At 74.8% G+C, this 14,717-nt stretch carries 12 protein-coding genes and 1 pseudogene; 10 read left to right on the top strand and 3 right to left on the bottom strand.

All coding sequences use genetic code 11. The features are described 5' to 3' along the window. Positions 1-46: 46 nt before the first annotated feature. The gene (locus ACQPZX_RS30575; protein WP_433362578.1) at positions 47-1,432 is read right to left on the bottom strand and encodes an aldehyde dehydrogenase family protein; all 1,386 of its coding nucleotides are present in this window, start codon (positions 1,430-1,432) and stop codon (positions 47-49) included. 135 nt (positions 1,433-1,567) lie between these two features. Here ACQPZX_RS30575 and ACQPZX_RS30570 point away from each other — a divergent pair, with 135 nt between their 5' ends. The 10 genes and pseudogenes from ACQPZX_RS30570 (at position 1,568) to ACQPZX_RS30525 (ending at position 12,974) form a co-directional block, all read left to right on the top strand. After that, positions 1,568-3,196, top strand: a complete 1,629-nt coding sequence (locus tag ACQPZX_RS30570; RefSeq protein ID WP_433362575.1) for a carbamoyltransferase family protein — start codon at positions 1,568-1,570, stop codon at positions 3,194-3,196. Further along, positions 3,193-4,377 (top strand): glycosyltransferase, encoded by a 1,185-nt coding sequence (locus ACQPZX_RS30565; RefSeq protein WP_433362572.1) that lies wholly within the window; start codon positions 3,193-3,195, stop codon positions 4,375-4,377. The genes ACQPZX_RS30570 and ACQPZX_RS30565 overlap by 4 nt, the downstream gene beginning before the upstream one ends. Next, complete coding sequence (locus ACQPZX_RS30560; RefSeq protein WP_433362569.1) at positions 4,374-6,146, top strand: HAD-IIIA family hydrolase; 1,773 nt, start codon at positions 4,374-4,376, stop codon at positions 6,144-6,146. Before ACQPZX_RS30565 ends, ACQPZX_RS30560 begins: the two co-directional genes overlap by 4 nt. After that, complete coding sequence (locus ACQPZX_RS30555; protein ID WP_433362566.1) at positions 6,143-7,069, top strand: glycosyltransferase; 927 nt, start codon at positions 6,143-6,145, stop codon at positions 7,067-7,069. The genes ACQPZX_RS30560 and ACQPZX_RS30555 overlap by 4 nt, the downstream gene beginning before the upstream one ends. After that, a complete protein-coding gene (locus ACQPZX_RS30550; RefSeq protein WP_433362563.1) occupies positions 7,054-8,259 on the top strand; it encodes a glycosyltransferase in 1,206 nt (401 codons plus the stop codon). Before ACQPZX_RS30555 ends, ACQPZX_RS30550 begins: the two co-directional genes overlap by 16 nt. Beyond that, a pseudogene (locus ACQPZX_RS30545) lies at positions 8,259-8,813 on the top strand (D-sedoheptulose-7-phosphate isomerase); the annotation flags it as partial. The gene ACQPZX_RS30550 and the pseudogene ACQPZX_RS30545, both read left to right, overlap by 1 nt. Before the next feature lie 15 nt (positions 8,814-8,828). Beyond that, positions 8,829-10,199, top strand: a complete 1,371-nt coding sequence (locus tag ACQPZX_RS30540) for a PfkB family carbohydrate kinase (RefSeq protein WP_433385500.1) — start codon at positions 8,829-8,831, stop codon at positions 10,197-10,199. Between the two features lie 14 nt (positions 10,200-10,213). Then, entirely contained in the window at positions 10,214-10,894 is a 681-nt protein-coding gene (locus ACQPZX_RS30535; protein WP_433362560.1) for an SDR family oxidoreductase, read from the top strand. Then, the gene (locus ACQPZX_RS30530; RefSeq protein ID WP_433362557.1) at positions 10,891-11,829 is read left to right on the top strand and encodes a glycosyltransferase family 9 protein; all 939 of its coding nucleotides are present in this window, start codon (positions 10,891-10,893) and stop codon (positions 11,827-11,829) included. The genes ACQPZX_RS30535 and ACQPZX_RS30530 overlap by 4 nt, the downstream gene beginning before the upstream one ends. Further along, positions 11,826-12,974: a MalY/PatB family protein gene (locus ACQPZX_RS30525; RefSeq protein ID WP_433362554.1), complete on the top strand. Its 1,149-nt coding sequence runs from the start codon at positions 11,826-11,828 to the stop codon at positions 12,972-12,974. Before ACQPZX_RS30530 ends, ACQPZX_RS30525 begins: the two co-directional genes overlap by 4 nt. Here the strand turns inward: ACQPZX_RS30525 and ACQPZX_RS30520 are convergent. Next, positions 12,934-13,476 carry a DUF6328 family protein gene (locus ACQPZX_RS30520; RefSeq protein WP_433362551.1) on the bottom strand — a complete coding sequence of 181 codons (543 nt, stop codon included), beginning with the start codon at positions 13,474-13,476 and terminating at the stop codon, positions 12,934-12,936. The two genes, ACQPZX_RS30525 and ACQPZX_RS30520, sit on opposite strands and share 41 nt — an antisense overlap. A 20-nt stretch (positions 13,477-13,496) precedes the next feature. Next, positions 13,497-14,711 carry a PP2C family protein-serine/threonine phosphatase gene (locus tag ACQPZX_RS30515; RefSeq protein ID WP_433362548.1) on the bottom strand — a complete coding sequence of 405 codons (1,215 nt, stop codon included), beginning with the start codon at positions 14,709-14,711 and terminating at the stop codon, positions 13,497-13,499. Positions 14,712-14,717 lie beyond the last annotated feature (6 nt).

Here is a 14,717-nt window from a genome sequence, read left to right as displayed (position 1 = left end):
GGAAGGGGCTGCACGCGCCGACCCGGGCCGCCCCGGTCGCGGAAGGTCACCAGCCGGTGGGCGGGGCCGACAGGTGGACGACCTTGGTGGCCGTCATCTCGTCGAGCAGCTCCGGCCCGTACCCGAAACCCTGCCCGCTCGAACGGCGCGGATGCGCGGCGCCGCCCGGAGCCCCGCCGAAGACCGCGTTGATCTTCACGGTTCCGGCGGGCAGGGAGCGCCACGCCCGCTGCGCGTGGCTCATCGAACCGGTCAGCACATTCGCGGCCAGACCATAAGTCGTGTCGGCGGCGCGGGTGAGGGCCTCCTCGAAGGACGAAACCACCGCGACCGGCGCGACCGGGCCGAACGTCTCCTCGCGCATGACCGCCATGTCGTCGGTGCAGTCGGCCAGCACGGTCGGCGGATACCAGGCGCCCGGGCCGGCGGGGGCGGCGCCGCCGCGCAGGGCCGACGCGCCGGCCTTCACCGCCTGCTGCACCTGCTCGTCCACCGCGTCGCGGAGGCGCCGGTCGACCAGGGGTCCGAGCCGCGGCTGCCACGCGTCGGCCTCGGCGGCCAGGGCGTCCAGGAACGGCGCGGCCACCGAGCGGTGCACGTAGATCCGTTCCACGGAGACGCATATCTGGCCGGAGTTGGCGAAAGCCCCCAAAGCCGCCTGCGACGCCGCCCACTGTGGGTCCACATCGGCGTCGACGATCAACGGGTCGCAGCCGCCGTTCTCCAGGAGCGCCTTCGCGCCGGTGCGGGCGCAGGCGGCGGCGATCGTCCGGCCGGTGGCGGTCGAGCCGACGTGGGCGACCACGTCGACGGGTGCGGCGGCCAGCGCCGCCCCTACCGGGCCGTCGCCGTTGACCAGGTTGAGCACTCCGTCGGGGAAATGCGGCGCCAGCAGCTCGACCAGGCGCGAACCGGTGCCGGGAGTGCGCTCGCTGGGCTTGTGCACGACGGTGTTCCCGGTGACCAGGGCGGCGCCGAGCAGACCGCACGCGACCGCGACCGGGTCGTTCCACGGCGTGATCACGGCGACGACGCCGCGCGGCTCGTAGACCATCAGGTCGATCGCCGCGGGGTCGCCGGCGAGGGTGCGGCCGCGGTGGACGGGACCGAGCTCGGCGTACTGCCGCAGCGTGCCGACTCCGGCGGCGATCGTGTCGCGGGCCTCGCCGGCGGGCTTGCCCATCTCGGCCGACATGATCTCCGCCAGCGCCACCGAGGATGCCTCGATCGTGGCGGCCGCCGCGTGCAGGGCGGCGGCCCGGTCGGCGGGGGCCAGGCGAGCCCAGCCGGGCGCGGCGGAGCGTGCGGCGCGCACCGCGGCGGCGACGTCGTCGGAGGAGGAGCAGCGGACCCGGGTGACCGGCACGCCGTCCCTGGGATTGATGACAGTCAACTCTCGACCGGTGCCGGCCAACTGTGCGACTTCGAGCATGGCCGCGGGTTGCCCCGGAGCGGCCAAAACAAACCGGCTCGCCATCAACGCAGGTCAGCACGTTTTGAACAAGTTTTTTGGAGAAGTCGATGATCACCCGGAGTAGGTCGGTGATCGAGGGGTACCCGCCGCGCCATGCGAGTACTGGGAATCAATGCGATCTTCCACGACCCGGCGGCGGCGCTGATCGTCGACGGTCGCGTGGTGGCCGCCGCGGAGGAGGAACGGTTCAGCCGGCGCAAGCACGGCAAGCGGCCGGTGCCGTTCGCGGCGTGGGAATTGCCCGAGCTGGCGGCGGCCTGGTGCCTGAGCGAGGCCGGCCTGACACCGGGCGAGGTCGACGCGGTCGCGTACTCCTTCGACCCGGGTCTGACCCGGGACCTGGACGAGCTCGGCGTGACCGATCCGTCCGACCACATGCGCGTCGACTACGCGCGCCGGGCGCCGCAATTCCTGGCGACCGCGCTGCCGGGCCTCGACCCCGATCGGGTGAAATTCGTGCCACATCACGTCGCGCACGCGGCGTCGGCGGGGCTGTCGGTCGCCGAGGACAACGTGGTGCTCGTGCTGGACGGCCGCGGCGAGGTGGCCAGCCACCTGGCCGGCGTCTACCGGGGCGGGGAGCTGAGCGTGCTGCGCGCGCAGGAGCTGCCGCACTCGCTCGGCCTGCTCTACGAGGACCTGACCCGCCACCTGGGCTTCCTGCACTCCAGCGACGAGTACAAGGTGATGGCGCTCGCCTCGTACGGCCGGCCGCGGTTCCTCGACATGTTCCGCGAGCTCGTGCGGCCGACCGGCGACGGCGGCTTCACCGTCGAGCGGATCGACTGGACCGCGCTGACCAAGCCGCGCACCGCCGACGGCGAGCTCACCGAGGCGCACGCCGACCTGGCGTCGAGCGTGCAGGCCCGGCTCGAGGAGGTGATGCTCGACCTGGCCCGCTGGACCTTCGACGCGGCCGGCGGACCGTCCACGCTGACCATGGCCGGCGGGACCGCGCTGAACTGCGTCGCGAACGCCCGCATCGCCGCCGAGGGCCCGTTCGAGCGGGTGTGGGTGCAGCCGGCCGCCGGCGACTCGGGCACCGCGCTCGGCGCCGCCCTGGCGCTCGGCAAGGAGCCGAGCGTCTTCACCACCGCGGCGCTGGGTCGCGGATGGAGCGACGACGAGCTCGAGGCGGAACTGCGCCGGGCCGCGCTGCCGTACGAGCGGCCCGCGTCGATCGCCGCCGAGGCCGCCCGCGTGCTCGCCGCCAACGGGATCGTCGCCTGGTATCAGGGCCGCTCCGAGTACGGACCGCGCGCGCTCGGCCACCGCTCGCTGCTCGCCCACCCCGGCGACCAGGACACCCAGCGGCGGATGAACGACGTGAAGGGCCGCGAGCAGTTCCGCCCGATCGCGCCGATGGTGCGCGCCGAGCGTTTCGGCGAGATCTTCGAGGGGGTCTGCCCGAGCCCGTACATGCTGTTCGTGCACCGCGTGAAGCCCGATTGGCGCGACCGGATCCCCGCCGTCACCCACGTGGACGGCACGGCCCGCGTGCAGACCGTCGACGGCGAGACGGAGCCTCTGGTCGCCGAGATGCTGGCCGAATTCGATCGACTGACCGGCCTGCCGGTCGTGGTCAACACCTCGCTCAACACGGCGGGCCGGCCCATGGTGGACACCCCGCGCGAGGCGATGGAGCTGTTCGGCTCCGCGCCCGTCGACATGCTGGCGATGGGCCCGTTCGCGGTGCACCGCCGGAAGGCGTTCGCCGCATGAGCTGCACGATCGTCATCCCCACGCTCGGCCGTCCCAGTCTCACGCGGCTGCTGGAGACGCTGGACGGCCCCGCCGACGTGCTCGTCGTGGACGACCGGCCCGACAAATCGGAAAAGCTGGAGGTGCCCGCCTGGGTGACCGTGCTGCCGGGTCCCGCGCGCGGTCCGGCCGCCGCCCGCAATCTGGGCTGGCAGACCGCCGAGAGCGAGTGGATCGCCTTCCTCGACGACGACGTGCTGCCCGAGCCCCGCTGGCTCGAACGTCTCGCCTCCGATTTGGCGGCCGCGCCCGCGGACATCGGCGGCGTGCAGGGCGAAGTGCACGTGCCGCTGCCCTCCGACCGTCGCCCGACCGACTGGGAGCGGGTCACGGACGGGCTGGCCACCGGTGAGTGGATCACCGCCGACATGGCTTATCGCCGCGTCGCGCTGGCGCGCGCCGGCGGCTTCGACGAGCGTCTGCCGCGAGCTTTCCGGGAGGACGCCGAGCTTGCTTTTCGCGTACGGCGGGAAGGCTGGTCCCTGCGTCGGGGCCGGCGGCGGGTCACCCATCCGGTGCGGCCCGAAGACCCGTGGGTGAGCGTGCGGACCCAGCGCGGCAACTCCGACGACGCCCTGCTGCGCCGCCTTCACGGGCCTCGGTGGCGCGCGCTGCTGGGCGTCCCGGCCGGAAGGCGTCGCCGCCACGCGGTGATCGCCGCGGCCGGGGCCGTGGCGATGGCGTGCAGTGGGGCCGCCGTCGCCACGGGCCGCCGCGGCTGGGCCGGCGCCGCCGTCCTCGCCGCGGCGGCCTGGGCGGCCGGCACCACCGAGTTCGCCGCCGCCCGCATCGCACCCGGCCCGCGCGACCCCCGCGAGGTGGCCACGATGCTCGCCACCAGCGTCGCCATCCCACCGGCGGCCGTGGCCCACTGGCTGCGCGGCTGGTGGCGCTGGCGCACCGCGGTGCCCATCCCGCCCGCGGGCCCACACGCGCTCGCGAGGACCGCAGCGACCGCGTCGCCCGCCGTGACGGCGCAGCCCGCGTCGCCCGCCGCGACCGTGCAACCCACGGAGACCGCGCCGCCCACGGAGGTCGAGCCGCCCGCCGAGGCCGCTCGTCCCGCTCCGCGCGCGAAGTCCGGGCGGCGGGCGCGGCCCACGCCGGCGCGGAAGCGGCCCCACACGGAGGCGCGCAGATGAGCCTTCTCTTCGACGCTGTCCTTTTCGACCGGGACGGCACGCTCGTCGTCGACGTTCCCTACAACGGCGACCCCGGCAAGGTTGTCCCGATGCCCGGCGCGCGGTCTGCCCTCGACCGGCTGCGTGCCGCCGGGTTGCGGCTCGGCGTGGTCACCAACCAGTCGGGGCTGGCGCGCGGCCACTTCACCGGCGACCAGCTCGACGCCGTGAACCGGCGCGTCGAGGAGTTGCTCGGCCCGTTCGGCACGTGGCAGGTCTGCCCGCACGACGACGCCGCCGGCTGCGCCTGCCGCAAGCCCGCCCCGGGCCTGGTCATCGCGGCCGCCGACGCCCTCGGCACCACGCCGGCCCGCTGCGTGCTGGTCGGCGACATCGGACGGGACATGAGCGCCGCCCTCGCGGCCGGCGCCACCGGCATCCTCGTGCCCACCCGGGTGACGCTGTCCACCGAGATCGCCGCCGCCCCGGCCGTCGCGGAGACCCTCGCCGCCGCGGCCGACCAGATCCTGCGCCGCGAGGACCTGGTCCGCCCCGGCGCCGCTGGTACAGGCCACGTGCGCCCGAGCGATGCCGGCACGGGCCACGCGCGGCCGGCGGCGGGAACCGGCGATGCTGGCACCGGCGACGCGCGCCCGGTGGCGGGAACCGGCGATGCCGGCTCGGACCTCGCCGGCCGGGCGCCGGGTCCTGGGCGGGCCGGCACGGTTCTTGTGGTTCGGTCCGACTCGGCCGGCGACGTGCTGGTCACCGGGCCGGGCATCCGTGCCGTGGCGGCCGGCGCCGACCGGGTGGTGCTGCTGTGCGGGCCGCGCGGACGGGCCGCCGCCGAGCTGCTGCCGGGCGTCGACGAGATCGTCGAGTGGCGTCTTCCCTGGATCGACGCGAACCCGGGGCCGGTCGACCCCGCCGGGATCGCCGCGCTCGTCGCGCGGATCAGGCAGGTGGCGGCGGACGAGGCGATCATCTTCACGTCGTTCCACCAGTCTCCGCTGCCTCTCGCGCTGCTGCTGCGCCTCGCCAAGGTGCCCCGGATCAGCGCGATCAGCGAGGACTACCCGGGCGCGCTGCTCGACGTGCGCCATCGCGTACCCGATGACCTGCCCGAACCCGAGCGTGCCCGCAGCCTCGCCGCGGCCGCTGGTTTCGCCCTGCCGGCGGAGGACGACGGCGCCCTGCGCCTCACCGCCGCCGGTCGGGGAAGCGTCGCCGGATGGGACAGCGCCGCCGATCGGGAAAGCGGCGCCGCACGGGAAGCCGGCCACGGCAGCTACGTCATCGTCCATCCGGGGGCGGCCGCCGGGGCCCGCGCCTGCCCGCCCGAGACCCTCCGGGCCGTCGTCGCCGCCCTCGCCGACACGGGGCACGAGGTGCTGGTCAGCGCCGGCCCGGGGGAGGAGCTGCTGGCCGCGCAGGTCGCGGGGGACAACGCCGGCTGGACGGCGCCGGGCTCGCTCGAAGCGATGGCCGGCCTGATCGCCGGCGCCTCCTGCCTGATCGTCGGCAACACCGGGCCGGCGCACCTGGCCGCCGCGGTCGGCACCCCGGTCGTCAGCCTCTACGCGCCCACCGTCCCCTTCGGACGGTGGGGTCCCTACCGCGTCCCGGTCGTGCGCCTCGGCGTCCCGGACGCCTCCTGCCGCGACTCCCGGGCCACCGACTGTCCGGTCCCGGGACACCCCTGCCTGTCCACGATCGACCCGGCCGCGGTGCTCGACGCCGTACGCGTGCTCGGCGCGCGGCCCATCACCAAGCGCGAGGTTGCCGCGTGAGAATCATGCTCTGGCATGTGCACGGCTCCTGGACGACCGCGTTCGTCCAGGGCAAGCACCACTACCTGATCCCGGTCAACGAGGCCCGCGACTGCTGGGGCCGCGGCCGGGCACAGACCTACGACTGGCCGCCGACGGTCGAGGAGAAGCCCCTGGGCGCCATCCGCGACCCGGACGTCGCCATCGTGCAGCGCCCCGAGGAGCTCGCGCTCGTCCCGCCGGGCGTCCCGATCGTCTACGTCGAGCACAACACCCCCAAGGGGGAAGTGCCGGACACCCGGCACCCGATGGCCGACAAGGACGGCGTCGTGGTCGTCCACGTGACCCACTTCAACGAGCTGTTCTGGGACTGCGGGAGCACCCGCACCACCGTCATCGAGCACGGCGTCGTCGAGCCGGAGCCGCGCTGGACCGGCGAGCTCCCGCGGCTCGCCGTGGTCACGAACGAGCCGGTCCGCCGCGGCCGGGTCACCGGGACCGACCTGTTCGGCCGGTTCGCGGAGGTCGCGCCGCTCGACGTGTACGGCATGGGCGTGGCCGGCCTGGCGAGCGACCGGATCGTCGCGCACGAGGACCCGCCGCAGCGCGCGATGCACGCCGAGGTCGCGCGCCGCGGCGCCTACCTGCACCTGTGCCGCTGGACCTCGCTGGGGCTGAGCCTCATCGAGGCCATGCAGATGGGCATGCCGGTGGTCGGCCTGGCCACCACCGAGGCCGTCGAGGCGGTCCCGCCCGACGCCGGCGTGCTCTCCACCGATGTGAGCGTGCTGGCCGAGGCCGCGCGGTGGCTGCTCGAGGAGCCGGACGCCGCCCGCAGCCTCGGCGACCGCGCGCGGCAGGTGGCACTGACGCGATACGGCCTGGACCGGTTCCTCGCGGACTGGGACCGGCTGCTGGAGGAGGAGACATGCGCATCGCGATGATCTCGGAACATGCCAGCCCGCTGGCCACGCTCGGCGGCGTGGACGCGGGCGGGCAGAACACCCACGTCGCCGAGCTGTCGGCCGCGCTCGCCGCGGAAGGCCACGAGTTGCGGGTCTACACCCGGCGCGACGGCGAGCTGCCCGAGGTGGTGCCGCTGGGCGACGGCGTCGAGGTGGTGCACGTACCGGCCGGGCCGGCCGGGCCGCTGTCCAAGGACGAGCTGCTGCCGCACATGGGCGCGTTCGCCGAGTGGCTGGCCGCGGACTGGCGCGACACCTGGAAGCCGGACGTGGCGCACGCGCATTTCTGGATGAGCGGGCTGGCCACCGTCACCGCGTCCCGCGATGTCGGGGTGCCGGTGCTGCAGACCTACCACGCGCTCGGGTCGGTGAAGCGCCGCCATCAGGGCGCCGCGGACACCAGCCCGGCGCAGCGGATCGGCTACGAGATCGCGCTGGGCAAGGCCGTCGACCGGGTGGTCGTGCAGTGCCAGGACGAGGTCGCCGAGCTGGTGCGGATGGGGATCCCGCGCCCCCGGATGGCGCTGGTGCCTTCGGGCGTCAACACCGAGCGATTCGCCCCGGCCGGGCCGGCGGTGCCCCGCGTGCCCGGCATGGCGCGGATCCTCACCGTGGCCCGCCTGGTCGAGCGCAAGGGCATCGAGGACCTGGTGCGCGCGCTGCCCCAGGTGCCGAAGGCCGAGCTGGTCGTCGTGGGCGGGCCGCCCGCCGGCGACATGGCCGAGGACCCGTACGCGTGCAAGCTCGGCGCCCTCGCCCGCAGGTGCGGCGTCGAGGACCGAGTCCGCCTGGCCGGCGCCGTGCCCGCCCACGAGATGCCGGCCTGGTACCGCTCGGCCGACCTGCTGGCCGCCACCCCCTGGTACGAGCCGTTCGGGCTGACCGTCCTCGAGGCCATGGCCTGCGGCGTGCCGGTGGTCGCTTCGGCGGTCGGCGGCCTGGTCGACACGGTCGTCGACGGCGTCACCGGCGACCTGGTCGTGCCCCGCGACCCGGCCGGGCTGGCCCGCACCGTGCGCCGGCTGCTGGCCGACGACACCCGCCGCATCTCGTACGGCGCGGCCGCCTGCGACCGGGCCGTCCACTCGTACGCCTGGCCCCGGATCGCCCGCCGCCTCGCGAGCGTCTACGCCGCGGTCGCCGGCGCCCCGGCGGAGGCGGTCGCCTGATGGACCCGCTGGAGCAGCACCTCACCGCGCTGTCCGCCGCGATCGGCCCGTTCCGCACCGTCGGCGCCCGGCTGGCCGGCTGGGGCGCCGAGCTCGCCCGGCACCTCGGCGGCGGCGGCCGCCTGCTGGTCGCCGGCAACGGCGGCAGTGCGGCCGAGGCCCAGCATCTGGCGGCCGAGCTGGTCGGCAAGCTCCGCGAGGACCGCCGGCCGCTGTCCGCGATCGCGCTCACCCCGGATTCCTCGGCGGTGACCGCGATCGGCAACGACTACGGGTTCGAGGAGGTCTTCGCCCGCCAGGTGCGGGCGCACGGCCGCCCGGGCGATGTGCTGCTCGTGCTCTCCACCAGCGGGCGCAGTCCCAACCTGGTGGCCGCGGTGCGAGCGGCCCGCGAGTGCGGGCTGCGCACCTGGGCGATGACCGGCGCCGGGGCGAGCCCGGTCGGCGACGCCTGCGACGAGGTGCTGCGCTGCCCGTCGCCGGAGAGCCAGGTCGTGCAGGAGCTGCACCTGCTGGCCGTGCACGTGATGTGCGAACACGTTGATCTTGTCCTGGGGAGGGAAGCGTCGATGAAGAGGCTGGTGATAGTGGGGGACACCCTGCTGGACCGGGACGTCGAGGGAGCGGTCCGGCGGATCGCCCCGGACGCGCCCGCGCCGGTGCTCGACGAGGAGGAGGTCCACGAGCGACCCGGCGGCGCCGGCCTGGCCGCGCTGCTCGCGGCCGCCGACGGACACGAGGTCACGCTGATCACCGCGATCGCCTCGGACGCCGCCGGGGCGCGGCTGACCGGGATGCTGGCCGGGGTCGAGCTCCACGCGCTGCCCCTGCCGGGAGCGACTCCCGAGAAGGTGCGGCTGCGCTCGGGCGGCCAGGTTCTGCTGCGCCTCGATCGCGGCGGAACACCCGGGCCGCCCGGCGACGCGCCGCAGGCCGCCTTGGACGCGCTGCGTGACGCCAAGGCGATCCTGGTCAGCGACTACGGCCGCGGCGTGGCCCGGCATCCGGCGCTGCGTGCCGCGATCGAGGCATCCTCCGCGCCCGTGGTCTGGGATCCGCACCCGGACGGGCCCGCGCCCGTGCCGGACGCCCGCCTGGTCACGCCCAACCTCGCCGAGGTGTGCAAGCTGTCCGGCGACGCCGGGGGCGGCTCCACCCTCACCACCGCCCAGCGCGCCGGCCACCTGCTGCGGCAGCGCTGGCGGGCCGCAGCGGTCGCGGTGACGTGCGGCCCCGGCGGCGCGGTGCTCTGCCATTCCGGACCGACCCCGCTCGTGGTGCCCGCTCCGGCCGAATCCCGCGGCGACACCTGCGGCGCCGGTGACCGGTTCGCCACCGCCGCCGCGATCGCGCTCGCGGACGGCGCGCTCGTCTCGGAGGCCGTGCAGCTTGCCGTCGAGGCGGCCACCACCTACGTCGCCGGCGGCGGAGTCGCCGCCGCGCTGGCCCCGCACGACGACCGGCGGCCGGAGAAGGCCGAGCGGATCGGCGAGCAGGAGGCCGGCCGGGCCGTCGCCGAGGCCCGCGCCCGCGGCGGCGTGGTCGTCGCCACCGGCGGCTGCTTCGACCTGCTGCACACCGGTCACCTGGCCACCCTGCGCGCCGCCCGGCAGCTCGGCGACTGCCTGGTCGTCTGCCTCAACAGCGACGCCTCGGTCCGCGACCTCAAGGGACCCGACCGCCCGCTGACCGCCCAGGCCGACCGGGCCCGCCTGCTCGCCGCCCTCGACTGCGTGGACGCCGTCGTCGTCTTCGACGAGCCGACCCCCGAGTCCGTGCTGTCCTGGCTGCGCCCCGACGTCTGGGTCAAAGGCGGCGACTATGCCGAGCTGCCCGAGTCGGATCTGGTCGCCCGCTGGGGCGGCCAGACCGTGATCGTGCCGTACCTGGACGGACGCTCCACCACCAGGACCATCGCCGCCGCTCGCAGTGGCTCGTAGGGGGAGGTAGGACCATGGAAGCAGTGCTGATCACCGGTGGGTCGAGCGGTCTCGGCGCCGCCGTCGCCGACGCCGTTCTCAAACAGGGCGGCCGCCCGCTGATCGTCGACCGGCAACGGCCCGCCGACGGCCTCGACTGGATCGAGTGCGACCTGAGCGACACCCGCGCCGCCGAGGACGCCACCCGCCGCGCGATCGCGCTGGCCGGCGGGCGCGTCGACGGTGTGGTCACCGCGGCCGGCTTCGACGTGCCGGGCGCGCTCGCCGACGTGCCGGCCGAGGTGTGGGAGCGGATCGTCACCGTCGACCTGCTCGCGACCGCCGCCGTCGTCCGGGCCGCGCTGCCCACCCTGGAGGAGACGCACGGAAGCATCGTCACCGTCGCGTCCACGCTGGGCATCAAGGCGGTCGGCGACGCCACCGCGTACTGCGCCGCCAAGTTCGGGGTGGTCGGCTTCACCCGCTCGCTCGCCGCCGAGCTGGCCGGCCGGGTCAACGTCACCCTGCTCATCCCGGGCGGCATGCGCACGAGGTTCTTCGACGACCGCGACGAGCAGTACAAGCCCGGCCCGGACGCCTCGCTCAACGCGCCCGCCGACACCGCCGCCGCGGTCGTGTTCGCCCTGAGCCAGCCGCCCGGCTGCTCGGTCCGGGAACTCGTCGTCGCGTCCGAGCGCGAATCGTCGTACCCGTGATCCTCGCCCTCCGCGCGCTCGGCGTCGGCGACCTCGTCACCGCCGTGCCCGCCCTGCGCGGCCTGCGGGCCGCCTTCTACGGCGAACCGCTCGCGCTCGCCGCCCCGGCGTGGCTGACGCCGCTGATCGAGCTGATCGGCGGCGTCGGCCGGATCGTGCCCACCGACGGCCTCACGCTGCACCGCTGGGACATCGAGCGGCCGCGCCTCGCCGTCAACCTGCACGGGCGCGGTCCCGAGTCGCACCGCCTGCTGCACGCCGCCGCCCCCGAGTCGTTGTGGGCCTTCGCCAACGCCGAGGCCGACCATCTCGACGGTCCGGAGTGGACGGAGGAGGAACATGAGGTCCAGCGCTGGTGCCGGCTGCTGCGCCACTACGGCGTGACCTGCGACGAGACCGACATGTCGCTGGCCGTGCCGGACCGCTCGGCGCCGCGCGGCGTGACGATCGTCCATCCGGGCGCGAAGGTACCGGCCCGTCGCTGGCCGGCCGACCGCTTCGCGGCCGTCGCGCGGCAGCTGCGCGAGGCGGGACACCAGGTCGTGATCACCGGTTCCGTTTCCGAGCAGGATCTTCGCGTACGGGTGGCGGAGCGCGCCGGCCTGCCCGCGTCCGCGCTGCCGTCGACCGGGCTGGCCGAGCTCGCCGCGCTGGTCGCACACGCCCGCCTGGTGATCAGCGGCGACACCGGGATCGCGCACCTGGCCACCGCGTACGGGACGCCTTCGGTCACCCTGTTCGGGCCGATGTCGCCGGCGCGCTGGGGACCGCCGGACCGCCCGTACCATCGCTCGATCTGGCACGGCACCCGGAGCGAGCCGGGCGACCGGCCCGGCCCCGACGTGCATCCCGCCCTGCTCGCGATCGGCGAGCGTGAGGTCCTCGACGCGGTGACGGAAGTGTCCGCGGCGTCTCACCTAATGTCGAAGCTGTGAGCGATCCCCTCCGGCAACTGTCCCTCGACCGACTGCGCGAGCGCACCAGCGAGAAATGGCGGACCCACCCGCCCGACGTGCTGCCGATGTTCGTGGCCGAGATGGACGTGCCGCTCGCCGAGCCGATCGTGGAGGCGGTCACCGCGGCGCTGCGGCGCGGCGACACCGGCTATCCGGCCGGCGCCGAGTACGCCGAGGCCCTCGCCGATTTCGCCCGGGAGCGCTGGCGCTGGGACGGTGTGGCGGTGGAGCGCACCACCATGGTTCCCGACGTCATGCAGGGCGTCCTCGAGGTTCTCGACGTGATCGGCGGCCGCGCCGGCGCGGTGGTGGTCAACTGCCCGGTCTACCCGCCGTTCTACGACTTCGTGCGGCACTCCGGACGGCCGATCGAGGAGGCGCCGCTGGCCGCGGACGGCCGGATCGACCTGGACGCCCTCGCCGCGGCGTTCGAGCGGGCCGCCGCGCACGGCCCCCGGCCGGCGTTCCTGCTGTGCAGCCCGCACAATCCCACCGGCACCGTGCACACCGCCGCCGAGCTCGAGGCCGTCGCCGCCCTCGCCGCCCGGCACGGCGTCCGGGTCGTGGCCGACGAGATTCACGCGCCGCTGGTGCTAGGCGAGGCCGCGTTCGTGCCGTACCTGTCGGTGCCGGGCGCGGAGACCGCGTTCTCGGTGATGTCGGCCTCCAAGGCGTGGAACCTGGCCGGGCTCAAAGCCGCCGTCGCCATCGCCGGGCCGGGCGCGACCGAGGATCTCGCGCGGATCCCCTGGTGGGCCAAGGAGGGACCGAGTCACGTCGGGGTCCACGCGCACGTCGCGGCGCTGCGGCACGGCGGCGAGTGGCTCGACGCGCTCCTCGCCGGCCTCGACCACAACCGGCGGCTGCTCGCCGAGCTGCTCGCCGACCACCTGCCGGAGGTCCGGTACCGGCCGGGGGAGGGCACCTATCTCGCGTGGCTCGACTGCCGCGCGCTCGACCTCGGCGACGATCCCGCGGCGGCGTTCCTCGAGCACGGCCGGGTCGCCCTCAGCCCCGGACCGGCCTTCGGCAGCGGCGGAGCGGGCCACGCCCGGTTCAACTTCGGCACCACGCCTGAGCTGATCACTCTGGGCGTGCACCGGATGGAGGCTGCTCTCCGCTAGCCTCCTCGTCCTCCTCCTCGGCGTCCTCGTCGATCCAGTTGTGGCGGTACCACGGGATGCCGGCCCAGAAGATCAGGAAGAAGACCGCCGTCGCGCCGCCCAGCAGCAGGGCCATCGGGCGGCTCAGGATGAAGTCGACGATCAGGAAGACGCTGCTGACCATGGAGATCAGCAGGAACGCGAGGCCGCCGGTGGCCATCCGGTGGGCGTAGCGGACCAGCTCGGGCTTGCGGCCCTGGCGGAACAGCGCGCGGTGGAACGCGACCGGCGAGATGATCATCGCGGTGGAGGCGGCGGCGGCCAGCAGCGCGACGACGTACACATCCTTCTGGAACGGGGTGGTGCGCGGGAACCCGTTGCTGAACGGCAGGGTCAGCAGGAACGCGAACAGGATCTGGATGCCGGTCTGGGCGACCCTGAGCTCCTGCAGCAGATCGGCGAAGTTCCGGTCCCAGCGGTGCTTCTCGTCCTCATAGCGGATGCGGGGTTTCTCGGGGGTCATGCCGCTGGTGGGTGCCCATTTCAATGATCATCGAAACGTCTCAGGACGAGCAGCGCCACGTCGTCGGTGGGACGGTCGAGGCCCATGGTCGCCATGATGCCCGCGCAGAGCGGCTCGGCCGGCTCGGCCCTCGCCACGTCGATGAGCCGCTCGAGGCCCTCGTCGATGAGCTCGCCGCGACGCTCCACCAGGCCGTCGGTGTAGAACACCAGGGCCGCGCCGGGCGGCAGCTCGAAGGTGGTGGCGCGGCGCGGGCGGTGCAGGAAGTCGACGCCCAGCGGCGGGTCGGCCGGCAGCGGCACGACCGTGGCCCGCGTGCCCGGCCGGGCCAGCACCGGCGGCGGATGGCCGGCCGTGGAGACGCGGACCGTGCCGCGGTCGGGCGAGATCATGGCGTACAGCGCGGTGGTGAGGCTGCCCGCCTCGAAATGCCGGACCTTGCGGTCGAGCAGGCTGAGCGCCTCGGCCGGATCGTCGGTGATCAGCGTGTACGCCCGCAGCGCGCTGCGCACCCGGCCCATCACGACCGCCGAGGCCAGCCCGTGCCCGGAGACGTCGCCCATCACGACGCCGATCCAGCCCGAGGGCAGCGTGAAGACGTCGTACCAGTCGCCGCCGATGCCGAACTCGTGGCCGGGCACGTAGCGGGCGGCGAGCTCCACGCCCGGCACCCGGGGCAGCGTGCTCGGCAGCAGGCTGCGCTGCAGGGCGAGCGCGGCCGCCTGCTCCAGCTTCTGGCTGCGGATCTGCCCCGCCGCGCCGGCCCGGTCGGCGGCCAGCTCGAGCAGCTGGATGTCGTCGTCGCCGAACTCGTACGGGCTGAGCATGCCGACGTGCAGAACCCCGACCACGTCGCCGGCGGCGAGGATCGGCACGCCGAGCAGGGAGCGGATGCCCTTCTCGATCAGGATCGGGTTGATCACGTCGTCGGGCGTCACGTCGGCCACCACGACCGGCCGGCGGGTCTGGGCGACCCGGCCGGCGAAGCCCTGCCCCACCGGGATGCGCACGCCCTGGCGCACCTCCTCCTCGAGGCCCTTGGCCGCGGTCGCGACGAGCTGCCTTGAGTGCGCGTCGAGCAGCAGGATCGCCGCCGTGTCGGCGCCGAGCAGATCGCGTACGCGTTCCAGCAGCTCGTCGAGGAGGTCGGAGGCGTCGAGCCGGGACAGGGTGGCGTCGGTGATCGCCTCGAGACGGCGAAGGCGCTCGTCGTTTCGCATGCTGTCGCCGCCCATGGAAAC

The sequence above is a fragment of the Actinoplanes sp. CA-142083 genome, assembly GCF_050942195.1.
Lineage (GTDB): Bacteria > Actinomycetota > Actinomycetes > Mycobacteriales > Micromonosporaceae > Actinoplanes.
This window is presented reverse-complemented; position numbering and strand designations above follow the sequence as displayed.